This window comes from Pseudomonas asgharzadehiana (assembly GCF_019139815.1).
GTDB lineage: Bacteria > Pseudomonadota > Gammaproteobacteria > Pseudomonadales > Pseudomonadaceae > Aquipseudomonas > Aquipseudomonas asgharzadehiana.
Genome location: NZ_CP077079.1, coordinates 2,682,739 through 2,698,768, shown reverse-complemented (window position 1 = coordinate 2,698,768; position 16,030 = coordinate 2,682,739). Strand labels below are relative to the sequence as shown.

Here is a 16,030-nt window from a genome sequence, read left to right as displayed (position 1 = left end):
CTTCTCTCAGTTCGTCACGCGGCGCGGCAAGGCCAGCTGCAGCAGGTTGGATTCAGTGGCGTGCGCGCGCAGTTGTTCGCCGCGCATGGCGCCTTCGCACAGCACCAGGATGCGGTCGGAAATGCCCATGACTTCCATCAGGTCGCTGGACACCACGATCACCGCGATGCCTTGGGCTGCGAGGTTGTGAATGATCTGGTAGATCTCGGCCTTAGCGCCGATATCGATGCCCCGCGTCGGTTCGTCGAGCAGCAGCACTTTCATCGGCATCGACAGCCAGCGGCCGAGAATGGCCTTCTGCTGGTTGCCGCCGGAGAGGTACATGATTTTCTGCGCGGCGTTCGGGGTCTTGACCTTCATGGCCTTGATTTGATGCTCGGCGTTGCCCTTCTCCCAACCGTCGCGCAGCAGCCAGCCGAAGGTGGAATGGGCGCCCCGCGCGCTGATGTTGATGTTCTCGGCCACGCTCGACAGCGGAATGATGCCTTCCTTTTTACGGTCTTCCGGGCACAGCAATACGCCGGCGGCAATGGCGTCGCGGGGCGAGCGCAACTGCAGTTTTTCGCCGCACAGTTGCAGGCTGCCGGCACTCGCGCGTTCCAGGCCGCTGAGCAGGCGGAACAGCTCGGTGCGCCCTGCCCCCACCAGCCCGAACAGGCCAAGGATCTCGCCTTTGCGCACCGCGAAACTCACCGGCTCACGCAGGCCAGGACCGAGCAAGCCGTCGACCTTGAGCGCTACCTCGCCATGCTCGCGCGGGCGGTAATCGTAGATGTCCTGAATGTCGCGACCGACCATGCAGGTCACCAACTGGTCGTGGGTCAGCGTGCTCATGTCATCGAAGGTGCGCACGTAACGGCCGTCCTTGAACACCGTCACCGCGTTGCAGATGCGGAAGACTTCTTCCATGCGGTGCGACACATACAGCACCACTTTGCCCTCGTCGCGCAGGCGCGTGATGATCGCCATCAAACGGTCGATCTCGCGCGCCGAGAGGCTGCTGGTGGGTTCATCGAAGGCAATCACATGGGCGCCACGGGACAGCGCCTTGGCGATTTCCACCAACTGGCGCTGGCCGAGGGACAAACGCCCGAGCTTCTCGTCCGGGTCGATTTCATCGGCCAGGCCCTTGAGGCAGGCCAGCGCCTGCTTACGCAGCTGGCCGCGGTTGACCACGCCCAAACGCGTCGGCAAATGCCCCAGGAACAGGTTCTCGGCCACGCTCATTTCCGGCACCAGGTGCAACTCCTGGTGGATCACCGCCACGCCGCTGGCGATGCTGTCGGCGGCGCATTTGAAGGCCATGGTCTGCTCGCCGATCTGCACCGTGCCGCTGCTGGGAATGTAGGCACCGCCGAGTATCTTCAGCAGCGTCGATTTGCCGGCGCCGTTCTCGCCCATCAAGGCGTGCACCTGCCCTGGGTGGGCGGTGAAACAGATGCCGTCCAGCGCCTTGACGCCGGGAAAGGTTTTGCCGATACCGTCAAACCGCAGGGCCGCAGCAGTCATTTCCACAGCCCGATTTTGGTCAGTTCTTCCTTGAAGTTCTCGCGGGTGATCAGGGTCACTTCGTCCATGGCGGTGTACTTAGGCGGCTCGGTGCCTTTGGTCACCCACTCGTACATCATCTCGGCGGTTTTGTAGCCTTCGATGTGCGGGCTGGGCAGCATCGAGCCGAAGAAGCCGCTGTTGGCTTTCTTCAGTTCGCCGATGGCGTCGGTGCCGTTGATACCGATGCCGATCACGTTGGCGGCGGCAAAACCGGCGCTTTCAGTGGCGCGCACGCCACCGAGCACGGTGTTGTCGTTCATGCCGCCGATGATCAGGTTTTTCGCGCCACGGGGCAGTTTGACCAGGGCCGAGTTGGTGGCGTCCATGCTGCCGGGAACGTCGAGGGTTTTCAGCGGGGCGGTGAGGATGTGGTCCTTGGGAATGCCGGCCTCTTCCAGGGATTTGATCGAGCCGTCGGTGCGCTTCTTGCCAGTGTCGAGTTCATTGAAGGTGTTGACCACGGCATAGGTCTCCTTCCAGTCCCACCCGCGTTTTTTCGCTTCGGCGGCCATCGCGGCGCCCTGCTTCTGGCCCACTTCGAAGGCGGCCATGCCCAGGTACGGCACGTCTTCCATGAAATTGCCCTTGGCATCGACGAAGCGGTCATCCACGGCGATCACTTTCATGTCGTTGAGCTTGGCCTTGGCCACGATGGCCGGGCCCAGGGACACGTCCGGCGGGCAAATCACGAAGCCCTTGGCGCCGTTGGCGGCCAGGCTGTCGATGGCCGAAAGGGTTTTTTCGCCATCGGGCACGGCGATTTTGATGAGTTTGAAACCCTTGTCCTGAGCGGCTTTTTCGGCAAAGGCCCATTCGGTCTGGAACCACGGCTCCTCGGCCTGCTTGACCAGGAAACCGATCTTCACTTCTTCAGCGGATGCGAGGCTGCTGAGGCTGCTTAAAGCAACGGCGGCAGCAAGGACGCGTAGAGCCTTTTTCATGAACGACACCTCTTGTTGTTGTTTTTCGAGTTTTTGGAGTTAACCGGCAAAGCGATGGCAAGGCTTGCCGGGTACATCAACATCAATGGCCAGCACGGCACCGTCCAAGGGGTGAGCCAAGGGGCTGGCCGCGCTGGTGATAAACAGGGTGGTGAGGTTGGGCCCACCGAACACGCAACTGGTGGGGCGGCTGACCGGCAGTTCGATGATGCGATCCACCTCGCCCGCAGGCGTCAGGCGCAGCAGGCAACTGCCATCCCAGCGGGCGTTCCAGATAAAGCCCTCGGCGTCCATGGCCGAGCCATCCGGGCCGCCGCGCGTGTGCGGCCCAAACCACACCCGTGGCGGTGCGAGCTGGCCATCGGCGTGGATCGAATACTGATAGAGCGTGCCGTCCAGGCTGTCACCGAAATGCACCTGGCTGCCCTCCTCGTTCCACAGCAAGGTGTTGGGAATGCCCAGGCCTTGCAGCAACGGCGTGACCCGCGCATCGGCATCGATACGGAACAGGCCGCCGGAGCGCCGGGTAATCGGCAGGTCTTCACCCTCCTCGCCAATGTTGTTCTGCATGGTGCCCAGCCACAGGCGCCCCTGGGCATCGCAGCGTGCTTCATTGCCACGGTTGCCCGGTTGCGGGTCGGCCACGCAGAGCAGGGTCAAGGCTTCGGTCGCCAGGTCCAGCCGATAGACGCCGCTGCTCAGGGTCACCAGTGCATCGCCGCGTTCACACGGGATAAACGCCGAGACATGCTCGGGCAACTGCCAGATGCGCAATTGCCCGCCCATCAGGCGCAGCGCTTGTTTACCGGCGATATTGACCCAATACAGCGCCTGGGTCGGCACGTCCCAGAACGGCCCTTCGCCCAACTGTGCACGGTGTGCAGTGACCGCATTCCACAACATGAAACCTCCGGGTTCCTTACAGCGACTCGCGCGATGGCGTGCCGTCCACCAGGCGCTGGATACGCAGCGGGTTGGCGTTTTTCAACGCGTCGGGCAGCAGGCTATCAGGGTAATTCTGGAAGCACACCGGACGCAGGAACCGGTCGATGGCCAAGGTGCCGACCGAGGTGCCACGGGCATCGGACGTCGCCGGGTACGGGCCGCCATGCACCATCGAATCGCACACTTCGACGCCGGTCGGGTAGCCGTTGAGCAGGATGCGCCCGACTTTCTGCTCCAGCAGCGGCGTGAGTTCGGCGAACTGCTGAAAATCCGCCGGCTCGCCGATGACCGTCGCGGTGAGCTGACCGTGCAGGCCGTGCAAGGCGGCGCTCAGTTGAGCCTGGTCGGCCACTTCGACAAACACCGTGGTGGGGCCGAACACTTCTTCCTGCAGAGCCTCATCGCCGTTGATCAGCAAGCTGACATCGGCTTTGAACAGTTGTGGCTGCGCCTGGTTGCCGGACTGGGCATTGCCCGCCAGGTGCTGGATGCCAGGGTGCGCCAGCAGTTTTGCCAGGCCCTTGCCGTAGCTGCTCAAGGTGCCGGCGTTGAGCATGGTCTGCGCCGGTTGCGCGCCAATCAGTTGCGCCACCTGTTGGGTGAACGCGGTGAATGCCGGCGAGGCGATGCCGATCACCAGGCCTGGGTTAGTGCAGAACTGACCGCAGCCTTGCACCACCGAAGCGGTCAGGTCGCGGGCGACGGTTTCGGCGCGGGCGTGCAGGGCCTGGGGCAACACGATCACCGGGTTGATGCTCGACATCTCGGCAAACACCGGGATCGGCTGCGGGCGTGCCGCCGCCATATCGCACAGGGCACGACCGCCTTTGAGCGAACCGGTAAAGCCCACTGCCTGGATCGCCGGGTGCTTGACCAGCGCCTCACCGACGCCGCCGCCGAAGATCATATTGAACACACCGGCCGGCATCTCAGTGGCTTCTGCTGCGCGAATGATCGCGTTGGCGACCTGCTCAGCCGTGGCCATGTGACCGCTGTGGGCCTTGAACACCACCGGGCAACCGGCCGCCAGCGCAGCGGCGGTGTCGCCGCCGGCGGTGGAAAACGCCAGGGGGAAGTTGCTGGCCCCGAACACGGCGACCGGGCCGAGGCCGATGCGGTATTGGCGCAGGTCCGGGCGCGGCAGTGGCTGACGATCCGGCAGCGCCCTGTCGATACGCGCACCGTAGAAATCACCGCGACGCAGCACCGTGGCAAACAAACGCATCTGGCCGCTGGTGCGCCCGCGCTCGCCTTTGATACGCGCAGCCGGCAGTGCGGTCTCGCGGCACACCAGCTCGACAAAATTGTCGCTCAGCGCATCCAGCTCATCGGCGATGGCGTCCAGGAACTGCGCGCGGCGCGCGGCACTCAGGGCGCGATAGGCCGGGTAAGCCTGCGCGGCGGCCTGGGCGGCGGCGTCGACTTCCTGCGCGGTGGCCTGGTAGAAATCCTGGGGCAAGGCTTGGCCCGTGGTGGCATCGACGCTTTGCAGCTTGACGCTACCGTTGGCGCTGCGCTGGCCGCCGATGAAATTGTGGCCGAGGAACTGGGTCATGGTGGTCTCCTTTAAAGGGTGATGACGTTGCCGGGTTCGAATGCCGCATCAACGCTGCCGACACTGTTGACCAGCGGCGCGCCGAACTCGGCCTGGCTGATCTCGAACACGTCGCCCGGCTGGGTACGTATACCGTCGGCAAATGACAGCGTGGCGGTGCCGAAAAAGTGGATGTGCACATCGCCCGGCTTGAGGAACTGGCTGTATTTGAAGTGGTGGTATTCGAGATTTTCCAGGCTGTGGCACATATTGGCCTCGCCGCTGAGGAATTCGTTCCGCCAGATTTCCTCGCCGTTGCGCAGGATACGGCTGGTGCCGGCCAGGTGCGACGGCAGTTCGCCCACGCGCAGTTCCGGACCATAGCTGCAACTGCGCAGTTTGGAATGAGCCAGGTACAAGTAGTTCTTGCGCTCCATCACGTGGTCGGAAAACTCGTTGCCCACCGCAAAGCCCAGGCGATAGGGCTTGGCGTCGTGACCGATCACATAGAGGCCGCCGATCTCCGGCTCTTCACCGGCGTCTTCGGCAAATGGCGGCACCGGGAACGCCTGGCCGGGACGCACGACGATGCTGCCGTCGCCCTTGTAGAACCACTCCGGTTGCACACCGGCCTGGCCGGCGGCGGGTTTGCCACCCTCCACGCCCCATTTGAAGATGCGCATGGTGTCGGTCATGGCGCTGTCGTCGCCGGCCTGCTGGTGCATCTTGTCCCGCGCCGAGGCACTGCCCAGATGGGTGAGGCCGGTGCCGCTGATCAGCATATGAGCGGGGTCCGGATGGTCCAGCGGCGGCAGAATTTTCTGCTCGGCCAGCAAGGCTGCGTAGTCATGGCTGGCGCCCAACCCGAGGCTTTCGACCTGCTGTTGCAGCTTGATGCCCGCTTCGATGGCGGCCAGCGCCAGTTCACGCACGCTTTGCGCACCCAGCACTTCGCGCAATTGGCTGCCGTCTACGACGCCGACACGACGCTGGCCATTATTGAGTTCGAACTGCACTAAACGCATGAAGGTTCTCCAAAAATTAAGTACGTGTGGCGCCACGGGCGCTGGCGGCGAATTGGTCGGCCGGCAGTACATGCTTGCGCTCAAGCACGCGATAGACCACGCCGGTCAGCACCAGCCCGAACACCATCACCGTCGACAGAAAGTACAGGCCCGAGGCCAGATTGCCGGTGTATTCCTTGAGCGCGCCGATCACGAACGGACCGATATAACCGCCGAGGTTGCCCACCGAGTTGATCAACGCAATGCCCGCCGCCGCACTGGCGCCGGCGAAGAAACGCCCCGGCAAGGTCCAGAACACCGCCGTGCAGGAAAACAGCGCGAACGCCGCCAGGCACAGCGCCGCCATTTGCAGCACCGGCGCGCTCAGCCAGGCGCTGCAGAACAGCCCGATGGCGCCCAGCACATAGAGCACGGCGAGGTGGCCGTAGCGGTCGTTCAAACGGTCGGAACTGCGCGGGATGATCAGCAGGCCAATGATGCCGAAGATGTACGGCACGGCGGAGATGAAACCGGTGGTGAGGTCGCTGCCGCCGAACTGCTTGATCAGGGTCGGCAACCACAGGCCCAGGCCGTAGATGCTCAGGGTCACCGGCAGGTAAAACAGCGCCAGCAACAGCACGCGCTTGTCTTTGAGCGCATGCAACGGGTTGCCGTGGCGGGTCTGGCCGTAGGCTTGCAGGTCTTTGTTCAGCTCACCAGTCAACCAGGCCTTTTCGGCGTCGTTCATCCACTTGACTTGTTTCGGGCCGTCCGGCAGGTAACGCAGCACCGGCCAGGTCAGCAGGATCGCCGGCGTACCGATCACGATGAACAGCCACTGCCAGCCGTGCAGGCCGAAGATGCCGTCCATGCCCAGCAGGCCGCCCGAGACGGGGCCGGTGATCATCATCGCGATCGGCTGGGAGAGAATAAACAGCCCCAGGATTTTGCCGCGATGGCGCACCGGGAACCATTGGGTGATGTAGTACAGCACGCCCGGAAAGAACCCGGCTTCAGCCGCGCCGAGCAAAAAGCGCATCACATAGAAGCTGTGCGGCCCCTGCACAAAGGCCATGCCGATGGTAATGGCGCCCCAGGTGATCATGATGCGCGCGAACCAGCGCCGCGCGCCGAAGCGGTCGAGCATCAGGTTGCTGGGGATCTCGAACAGGAAATAACCAATGAAGAACAACCCCGCGCCCAGGCCGTAGGCCGCGTCCCCGATGCCGACGTCGGCACCCATGTGCAACTTGGCGAAGCCCACGGCGGAACGGTCCACGTAGGCAATCAAGTACAGCAGGATCAGGAAGGGAATCAGTTTCAGCGTGATGCGCCGGATAAGCCGCAATTCCTCGCTCATGGGGGTCGATCTCCGATTGTTGTTCTTATAGGAATCGGGAACGCCTCTCGCGGAAATCCGCCAGGGTCGTGCCTCAGTTGAGATCGACTATATAGTAGTACTATTTGCGAAACAACTCTTCCAAATGGAAGAATTTGCGCTTATGTTTAGCCGCAGAGAGAACATATAGTCATACAATAAGAGAATCGATCATGTCTGATAAAAAGCCCGGCCTACGCTCCGCCCAGTGGTTTGGTACCGCCGACAAGAACGGCTTCATGTACCGCAGCTGGATGAAGAACCAGGGCATTGCCGATCACCAGTTCCATGGCAAGCCGATCATCGGCATCTGCAACACGTGGTCGGAGCTGACCCCGTGCAACGCGCATTTCCGCCAGATTGCCGAGCACGTCAAACGCGGCGTGATCGAGGCCGGCGGTTTTCCGGTGGAATTCCCGGTGTTCTCCAACGGCGAATCCAACCTGCGCCCCACCGCCATGCTGACGCGTAACCTGGCGAGCATGGATGTGGAAGAGGCCATTCGCGGCAACCCGATCGATGGCGTGGTACTGCTGACCGGCTGCGACAAAACCACCCCGGCCCTGCTGATGGGCGCCGCCAGTTGCGACGTGCCGGCGATTGTGGTCACCGGCGGGCCGATGCTCAATGGCAAGCACAAGGGCCAGGACATCGGCTCGGGCACCGTGGTGTGGCAGCTCAGCGAACAAGTGAAGGCCGGCACCATTACCCTGGATGATTTCCTTGCGGCAGAGGGCGGCATGTCGCGCTCGGCGGGCACCTGCAACACCATGGGCACCGCGTCGACCATGGCCTGCATGGCCGAGGCGCTCGGCACCTCGTTGCCGCACAACGCGGCGATCCCGGCGGTGGATGCGCGGCGTTATGTGTTGGCGCACATGTCCGGCATGCGCGCGGTGGAGATGGTGCGCGAAGACTTGAAGCTGTCGAAGATCCTGACTAAAGAAGCGTTTGAAAACGCGATTCGCGTGAACGCCGCCATCGGCGGTTCGACCAACGCGGTGATCCATTTGAAAGCCATCGCCGGGCGCATCGGCGTGGAATTGGACCTGGACGATTGGACCCGCATCGGCCGCGGCATGCCCACCATCGTCGACCTGCAGCCGTCGGGGCGTTTCCTGATGGAAGAGTTCTACTACGCCGGCGGCCTGCCCGCCGTGCTGCGCCGCCTCGGCGAAGCCAACCTGATCCCGCACCCGAACGCCTTGACCGTCAACGGCAAGACCCTGGGCGAGAACACCAAGGACTCGCCGATCTACGGCCAGGACGAAGTGATCCGCACCCTCGACAACCCGATTCGCGCCGACGGCGGCATTTGTGTGCTGCGCGGCAACCTGGCCCCACTGGGTGCAGTGCTCAAGCCGTCGGCGGCCAGCCCTGAGCTGATGCAGCATCGTGGCCGCGCGGTGGTGTTCGAGAACTTCGACATGTACAAGGCACGCATCAACGACCCGGAGCTGGACGTGGACGCCAACTCGATCCTGGTCATGAAAAACTGCGGGCCCAAGGGTTACCCGGGCATGGCTGAAGTCGGCAACATGGGCCTGCCGGCCAAGCTGCTGGCCCAGGGCGTGACCGATATGGTGCGCATCTCCGATGCACGCATGAGCGGCACGGCATACGGCACCGTGGTGTTGCACGTGGCACCGGAAGCCGCCGCGGGCGGGCCGTTGGCCACGGTCAAGGAAGGCGACTGGATCGAGCTGGACTGCGCCAATGGCCGCTTGCACCTGGACATCCCCGACGCAGAGCTGGCGGCGCGCATGGCTGACCTGGCGCCACCGCAGAACCTGATCGTCGGCGGCTACCGCCAGCTGTACATCGACCATGTGCTGCAGGCCGACCAGGGCTGCGACTTTGACTTCCTGGTAGGGTGCCGTGGGGCTGAAGTCCCGCGTCATTCCCACTAATTGGGATGCTATGATGCCGCGAATTTAAGCCAGAGCATCCCGCCCGTTATGGATCACCAGCCGCCCAAGCCGCGCAAGAGCATGCATGCCCAGATCGTTCAGGACTTGGGCATGCACATCGTTTCCGGTCGCTTCAAGCCCGAAGAAAGGCTGCCCATGGAGGCCACGCTCTGCGAGGAGTACAAGGTCAGCCGCTCGGTGCTGCGCGAAGCCACGCGAGTGCTCAGCGCCAAGGGCCTGGTGTATTCCAAGCCCAGGGTGGGCGCGGTGGTGCGGCCGCGCTTGAAGTGGCACCTGCTCGACCCGGACGTGCTGTCCTGGCTGATGCAGTCCACGCCCCATAGCGAGTTCTTCAATACCCTGGCGGGTGTGCGGCGCATCCTCGAACCGGAAATCGCCGCCATGGCCGCGACCACGGCCACCGATGAAGACATCGCCATTATCGAGAAGGCCTACTGCGGCATGGAAACCGCGAAGACCCACGAAGACCTGCTACAGGCCGACCTGGACTTCCACCGCGCTATCGCCGACGCCACGCGCAACGATCTGCTCGCGTACATGTGCAACATGCTGTCGTTGCCGCTGCGCGAATCGATCAACATCACCAACCGGCGCCCGGACATTCAGGGCTTGAGCCTGCCCCGGCACAAGGCGATCCTCACCGCGATCCAAAACCGCGACGCACTGGGCGCGCGGCATGCCTCGCTGGTGCAGTTGGATGACACGCGAGTGGCGCTGGATACGGTGATGAATGTGTTGACGCCGCTTTAAAGCCACTGGAGAGCCAAATGTGGGAGGAGGCTTGCTCCCTCCCACATTTGGAGTTTCACCTATCTTGAGAGCGTGGGCCTGCCCACACGTCCCGCAAGCGCTTTAACGCAAGCCGTAGGCGTGAATGCCGACGTCGTAAAGGTGACTTTGCCTGGCCCAGAACACGCGGTCGCTGGCGCCGTCGAAGCCGCGGATGCCGTGTTCAGCACCGTCCAGCGCCAGACGTCTCCACGACTGGCCCCAGTTCGTGGAATAGAACACCGCCCCCGACGAGATGCTCGCCTTGCCCCACCAGTACAGCCAGCGCGGGGGTTGATGTTGGCTGTAGGTGCTGATCATCAGGCTGTTGCGCCCCACCCACAGTTTTTGGGCCACGGTGCTGGCGGCCAATGGCGAGAACACATTGGGCACCTCGCCCAAAGGTTGCCAGGCCAGGGTGGTGGTGTTCATTTCAGCGACCACGGCCTGCCCATCCGGGCCATGGTCGATCAGGCCAAGCACACGCCCCGCGCCATTGTTGGCAAGGTCGGTGATGTACAGGTCGTCTTCACGCTGGGCAGTGCCCGTCTGCCATTGCCCGTCCACGCGCGTCAGTTCCACGCGCGTGGTGACGCTGACGCTCACATTGCCACCCTTGTCATCGGGGGCGACGCCCCAGAAGCGCTGGGACACCCAGATGTAGGCGCGTCGGGCATCCAGTTGCAGCACGTGGGTCACCTGATCGTTCGAGTCGTGCCACTGCTTGATATCCGGGCGTTTGCGGCTCACGTATTCACGCCCTACCACCAGCGGATGTGGCGTCGCGATCAACGTACTGTGCAGGCCGCCATCGGCGGAGTAATACACCCCGGTCGATACACGGTTGGATTCATCCTCCATCTCATCGGGGAAGCTCCAGGCCCAGACCTCGTCCTTGCTGTAAAAGTACGGATCGAGCAGCATCAGCGCGCCCCCTATCGCGGGGAATAGTTCGCCGGCCAACAAGGTCCAGGTCTTGCCTTGGTCATCACTGGTGAACACCACCTGGCCATCGGCCCCGTTGGGCCGCTTGAGGTCGGTGAGCAGCAACACGCGCGCGCCATCGGCACTGGCCACCAGGGATGCGGCGCCGCTGAGCTGGGCCACTTGCTTGAACTGGCCGTCAGCCTCCAGCCGCGACACGATGGTGGTCTGGGGCTTGCTGCGCGAGAAATAGCCGAAATAGGTGTTTTGCTCTTGCGGCGCCTTCGGCGCCTTGCCGTAGAGCTGCTCGGTCAGGTTTACCGGCCCGGCGGACGGTTCGAAGGTGTGATATTCGTCGTCTACCAGCCCCACCAACCATGTGCCTTGAGCCGTCACCACCACGCCGGTTCCCCACTCGCCAAAATCACGTGGCGTCAGGCCCTGCAAGCCCCCCACCGCCTGCTGATCCGGGCTGGCGCCGCCGATTTCCAGCTTGGGGCCGGTGATAATCCACATGTACCACAGCGCAGCGCCGACCAGCAGCGCGACGACCAGGCGGGGGATAAGGATTGAACGAGGCATGGGATGTCCATCTCCGGGAAAATGGGCACGGTTTTCTCATCTATCGGGCAAGCGGTAAACGCTTATTTGAGGGAACGCGGGGTTTTCTGCCGAGACTGTGAGGTGGCGTGCAAACACCCGCGGATGATGCACGCCACCAGGCAGAATTACAGGGAGTAGGAGATACCCACCTGCACCGTGCGCGGCGCGCCGGGATAGGCGTAGATATTGCCGAAGGCGCCTTCTTCGTATTCACGATTGAACAGGTTCTTCACGTCCAGGTTCAGGCGTACTTGCTCGTTGACTTTGTAGTAGCTGAGGAGGTCGACGACGGTGTAGGCGTCCATGGAAAACGGAGTATTGGAAGTTTGCCCGACTCGTTCAGCGACATACTTGCCGCCGGCGCCCAGGCCAAGACCTTTAAGAGCGCCATCCTGGAACTCGTAAACGTTGAGCAAGCTGAAGCTGTTGCGCGGAATGTTTGCGAGACGAGAGCCAACACGGATTGAGTTGTCCTTGGTGACCTCAGCATCTACATAAGCGTAACCGCCTATTACACGCCATTCAGGCGTGATGTTGCCGGCGACGTTAAGGTCAAAGCCACGGCTGCGGACCTGACCTGCTGCGACCTTGGAGTTTTGATCCAGAGGGTCCGTGGTGAGTACATTTTTCTTATCGATCTGGTAGATCGCTGCGTCGACACTCAACTGACGGTCCAGCCCTTCCCATTTGATACCCATCTCATAGGACTTGCCTTTCTCCGGTTCGAACCCACTGCCCTCACGGCTGGCGCCGGTATTAGGCTTGAAGGAGCGCGCTGCATCAGCATAGACCGCAAGCGTATCGGTAAGGTCGTAGATCACACCCACGCGTGGGGTGACTGCGTTGTCACTAGCCTCCCAACTTTTAGCATCCGCCACATAGGTTTCATATTCGTGTTCAAAACGCTCAAAACGAGCGCCCGCCAATACTTTCAAACGCTCGGTCAGCGCCACCTGATCCTGAATGAACGCTGAGTAAGTCTTGAGGTTTTCTTTATCGTGGGTAGGGGTAAGCGTCAATGCCGGACGAGGCTTGCCGTAGACAGGATTGAAAATATCGGTTGTGTAAGGGTTAAGCGCCGGGTTGGAGCGCTGAATGATCGACTTGTAATCGTAATCTTCATACTCGATACCCGTCAGTAACGTGTGATCAAAACTGCCGGTGGAGAAATGACCGGTCAAATTGAGCTGATAATCCTTGTCCGTCCACTCTAGCTTGCGGTAGTTGAAGTTACGGCGGAGGGTCCGACCGTCGGCGGCTAAGGTGTTAGCTTCGATAGCATTGCCCTGTAATGTCCCATCCAACCACTGAAAACCACCACCCAAGGTCCAGTTGTCATTGAGCATATGCTCGAAGCGCAACTGCGCCATGTTGTTGTCGTTGTGCAACTTGCCTGCGTCCTTGTCGCCCCAGAACGTGTCGCGCGACGGCGTACCACGCTGGTTGGGGAAACGCGTCAAACCACGGTCCAGCGGGTGATTGTTGCGTATGAAATCACCCTCGAAGATCACCTTGGTCGCATCGGTGGCCTGCCAGGTGATCACCGGGGCTACGCCGTAGCGTTCGGTCTCGACGTGATCACGGAAGGTGTCGCCGCCCTCGCCCACCACGTTGAGGCGATAGGCCAGGCGGCCTTCTTCGTCCAGCGGGCCGGAGGCATCCAGGGTGCCGCGCTTCATGCCCTGGTCATTCAATTGGCTGCCAAGGGTCACAGTGCGTTCGGCCAGCGGCTGCTTGGACACCACATTGAAGGTGCCGCCGGGATCGCCACGGCCGTACAGCATGGTCGCCGGGCCGCGCAGCACTTCAAGGCGTTCGATGGTATTGGCGTCGGGCGTGGCCGGATAGCCGCGGTTTACGGGGAACCCATTGCGATAAAACTCGGCTGTGGTAAAGCCACGCACGGTGAAACTGGTAAGCCCCTGCCCGCCAAAGTTGTTGGCCCGGCCCACACCGCCAGCGTAATCCAGGGCGTCTTGCAGACGGGTCGCACCGATGTCCTCGACCACGTCCTTGGACACCACGCTGATCGACTGCGGGGTTTCATGAATCGAGGTATCGGTGCGCGTCGCACTCGCTGAACGCGTGGCGTGGTAGCCCTTGACCGGCCCCTGCGCCGTCTCGTAGTCCGCGGCGCCGGTCACGTTGGTCGCTTGCAGTTCGAGGCTGGCTTTTTCGGTGGGCGAAACCTCTGCCCAGGTAAAAGGCGAAAACGCCTGAAGCACGCAGATGGAAATCAGGGTACGACGCATGGATGTTGCACCTAGTGAATGAGCCAGATGGGGCGGCAAACCTGCCAAGAATTCGCGGCGCATGGTATATCAACGCATTCTTGTTTGATATCTATTCTCATTCGTTATTTTTTGGGTATCCGCTTTGTGACGTTCTCCCGCACCCGCGCGCCATCCAGGTACACACAATCCTTGCCATTACCCTTGGCGGTGTACAGGTTGCGGTCGGCACACTTGAGGACCGCCGACATGTCGGCACCCGCCGAGAAACGCGTCATGCCTGCACTGCAAGTGTAATGATGGGGCGGCGCGACGCTGCTGCGAATCGCCTGCAACAGGCGCAGTGCGAAATCGCCGGCAGCCCAAGGGTCATCCCCCAGCACCAACACACCGAACTCTTCGCCGCCGATCCTGCCGAAACTGTGGCTGCCTGGGGTGTTTTTGAGGCTGGCGGCCATGGCGCAGAGAATCCTGTCGCCAACATCGTGGCCGAACTGATCGTTTTTCAATTTGAAACTGTCGATATCCAACATCATGAACCAGCCGCCTTCATTGGCGGCGATCAACTTGGCGAAGCTCTCCATGAAAGCGCGCCGGTTGAGGATGGAGGTCAAGTAATCAGTCTGGGCCAATTCACGAAACTCACTTTCCACCAACAACACTGAGCGCAGGTTTTTCAAGTAGGAGAAGCTCAGGATGAAACCAATCGACACCGACGATAAGCAGAAAATGAACAGATAGGTCTGCGCACCCGGATAAAAACCCGCCGTGATGGTGGGCCACAGCACGGCCCACACCAATGCCGCGCAAAGCAGAAAATCCGCGACGGCGATAAAGAGGATGGCGCTGCTGATGACCACTGTCACCGCGAGCGGTAAGGCAAACACCTGCAGTTCAACGTTGGCGCTGATCACGTAGGCGAAGCCGGCGCAGAGCAGCACCGCGTAGACCACGCCCAATAGGCGCCACACCCGATAATTGACCGCCACGCGATGGCAGCCAAACACGATCAGCAAGCCCAGCGTGATCGCCATCAGGTCCAGCCCCCATATCACCGGGCTCGCCAGCAACACCCCCAACCAAGCGATGATTCCGAGCAATTCGGCCTGGGTGACTGCAGGCGATAACAAGCGCTGCATTCGCGGCCTGAGCTTCAAAATAGCCGGCATGATTTCCTTCCCTGTATTAGTTGCCTATGTACTATCGGCCTGGCTCAACTGAAGGCTGTGTAAGCACGTCGCAAACGAATACGCCATAAAGCGTCTGACCAAATAAATAAACGGCGGCAGCACTTCAAGTTGGGTCTTTGAATGAATCTTGAAATATCCCCGGTCCGCGCCCTCTTGTACCAAACGAATAACATGGGTTTTGGACACCGATAACTGCTCTGCGATTGCAAGATAGGAAGACGACCTGAAACTTGCACCCTGGTTATCCGGCGCACAGGCATCGTTATAAATCGCCAACATCAACATGTGCCCGGCATCGCGCTTTACCAGCCAATAACAGTCAGGCAGTAACAGATCGATGGTCGCGTTGTGCGTCAGCAGAACCGAAAAACCTTTGAAATAACGTGCCAGGTAAGTGCGGTCATCCAACCCCGCCATTTGCGCGACAACGGACTTTTCGGGGCACATCACGCCCAGTGGCTCCACCACGGACGCGAGCATCAGCCTGATCTCCCGGCAGGCCTGGGACGAAGGCCTGAATACCCGCAAGCGGCTGTCATCGGAATGGCCCGTGACCTTCATGAACCCCAGCGCCCGGAACAACAGGAAGATCGACTCCAAACTGTTTCCCGAACAGAACCCGCGCGTCATGCAAAATTCTTTGACCTCGGAGAGTAACGGCACGGGCTTGGAGAAATAAGTGCTCAACAGCGTAAAGGACACCATCAAACGGCTGAACTTTAACGCGGTCTTGTAAAAAAACGGTCTCTTTGAATAGGGCTCCAGCAACATTATGTAATGATTGCGCACGCACGCTTCAAACTTTTCATGACGCTCAAACGCTTGCGCCGAATGCTCCATTGCCAACTTCAACGAACTGCCACACATGAGAAAGAGCCCTGATCAAACAACTTGGATTCACTGATCTCAATTGCAGTACCGGTAATGGCTTTTTGCCTTGAGCGCAATCTATCGTAATTACGCCAACGGACAGCGTCGCTACCAAAATTGTTCCGAAAATGCCCGAGTGGCTTAACCCTTTCAGTGAGCC

The 16,030-nt window shown here is 61.2% G+C and carries 12 protein-coding genes; 2 read left to right on the top strand and 10 right to left on the bottom strand.

Annotated elements, in window-relative coordinates; genetic code table 11:
• Window positions 1-6: 6 nt before the first annotated feature.
• The 6 genes from araG to KSS96_RS12395 are packed head-to-tail and all read right to left on the bottom strand — an operon-like array spanning window position 7 to window position 7,335.
• On the bottom strand, window positions 7-1,509 hold the full coding sequence (araG, locus tag KSS96_RS12420) for an L-arabinose ABC transporter ATP-binding protein AraG (protein ID WP_065876809.1): 1,503 nt from the start codon (window positions 1,507-1,509) through the stop codon (window positions 7-9).
• A complete protein-coding gene (locus tag KSS96_RS12415; RefSeq protein WP_068932179.1) occupies window positions 1,506-2,492 on the bottom strand; it encodes a substrate-binding domain-containing protein in 987 nt (328 codons plus the stop codon). Before KSS96_RS12415 ends, araG begins: the two co-directional genes overlap by 4 nt.
• Window positions 2,493-2,531: 39 nt before the next feature.
• Window positions 2,532-3,395 (bottom strand): SMP-30/gluconolactonase/LRE family protein, encoded by an 864-nt coding sequence (locus KSS96_RS12410; protein ID WP_217856369.1) that lies wholly within the window; start codon window positions 3,393-3,395, stop codon window positions 2,532-2,534.
• Between the two features lie 16 nt (window positions 3,396-3,411).
• Entirely contained in the window at window positions 3,412-4,992 is a 1,581-nt protein-coding gene (locus KSS96_RS12405; protein ID WP_217856367.1) for an aldehyde dehydrogenase (NADP(+)), read from the bottom strand.
• Window positions 4,993-5,003: 11 nt separating this feature from the next.
• On the bottom strand, window positions 5,004-5,996 hold the full coding sequence (araD1, locus tag KSS96_RS12400; protein WP_116079630.1) for an AraD1 family protein: 993 nt from the start codon (window positions 5,994-5,996) through the stop codon (window positions 5,004-5,006).
• Between the two features lie 16 nt (window positions 5,997-6,012).
• A complete protein-coding gene (locus tag KSS96_RS12395; RefSeq protein WP_017528384.1) occupies window positions 6,013-7,335 on the bottom strand; it encodes an MFS transporter in 1,323 nt (440 codons plus the stop codon).
• 191 nt (window positions 7,336-7,526) lie between these two features.
• On the opposite strand from KSS96_RS12395, the gene KSS96_RS12390 reads away from it, so the two are divergent.
• Together KSS96_RS12390 and KSS96_RS12385 are read left to right on the top strand one after the other, a co-directional pair.
• Window positions 7,527-9,263 carry an IlvD/Edd family dehydratase gene (locus KSS96_RS12390; RefSeq protein WP_065877889.1) on the top strand — a complete coding sequence of 579 codons (1,737 nt, stop codon included), beginning with the start codon at window positions 7,527-7,529 and terminating at the stop codon, window positions 9,261-9,263.
• A 48-nt stretch (window positions 9,264-9,311) separates the two neighbouring features.
• Window positions 9,312-10,034 (top strand): FadR/GntR family transcriptional regulator, encoded by a 723-nt coding sequence (locus tag KSS96_RS12385; protein ID WP_017528382.1) that lies wholly within the window; start codon window positions 9,312-9,314, stop codon window positions 10,032-10,034.
• Window positions 10,035-10,136: 102 nt separating this feature from the next.
• On the opposite strand, the gene KSS96_RS12380 is transcribed toward KSS96_RS12385, so the two are convergent.
• The 4 genes from KSS96_RS12380 to KSS96_RS12365 form a co-directional block, all read right to left on the bottom strand.
• Window positions 10,137-11,558: a hypothetical protein gene (locus tag KSS96_RS12380; RefSeq protein ID WP_217856365.1), complete on the bottom strand. Its 1,422-nt coding sequence runs from the start codon at window positions 11,556-11,558 to the stop codon at window positions 10,137-10,139.
• A 146-nt stretch (window positions 11,559-11,704) separates the two neighbouring features.
• Complete coding sequence (locus KSS96_RS12375) at window positions 11,705-13,831, bottom strand: TonB-dependent siderophore receptor (RefSeq protein ID WP_068932183.1); 2,127 nt, start codon at window positions 13,829-13,831, stop codon at window positions 11,705-11,707.
• A gap of 104 nt (window positions 13,832-13,935) precedes the next feature.
• Window positions 13,936-14,979 (bottom strand): GGDEF domain-containing protein, encoded by a 1,044-nt coding sequence (locus KSS96_RS12370; protein ID WP_026067297.1) that lies wholly within the window; start codon window positions 14,977-14,979, stop codon window positions 13,936-13,938.
• A gap of 24 nt (window positions 14,980-15,003) precedes the next feature.
• The gene (locus KSS96_RS12365) at window positions 15,004-15,840 is read right to left on the bottom strand and encodes a hypothetical protein (RefSeq protein WP_065877883.1); all 837 of its coding nucleotides are present in this window, start codon (window positions 15,838-15,840) and stop codon (window positions 15,004-15,006) included.
• Window positions 15,841-16,030: the final 190 nt, after the last annotated feature.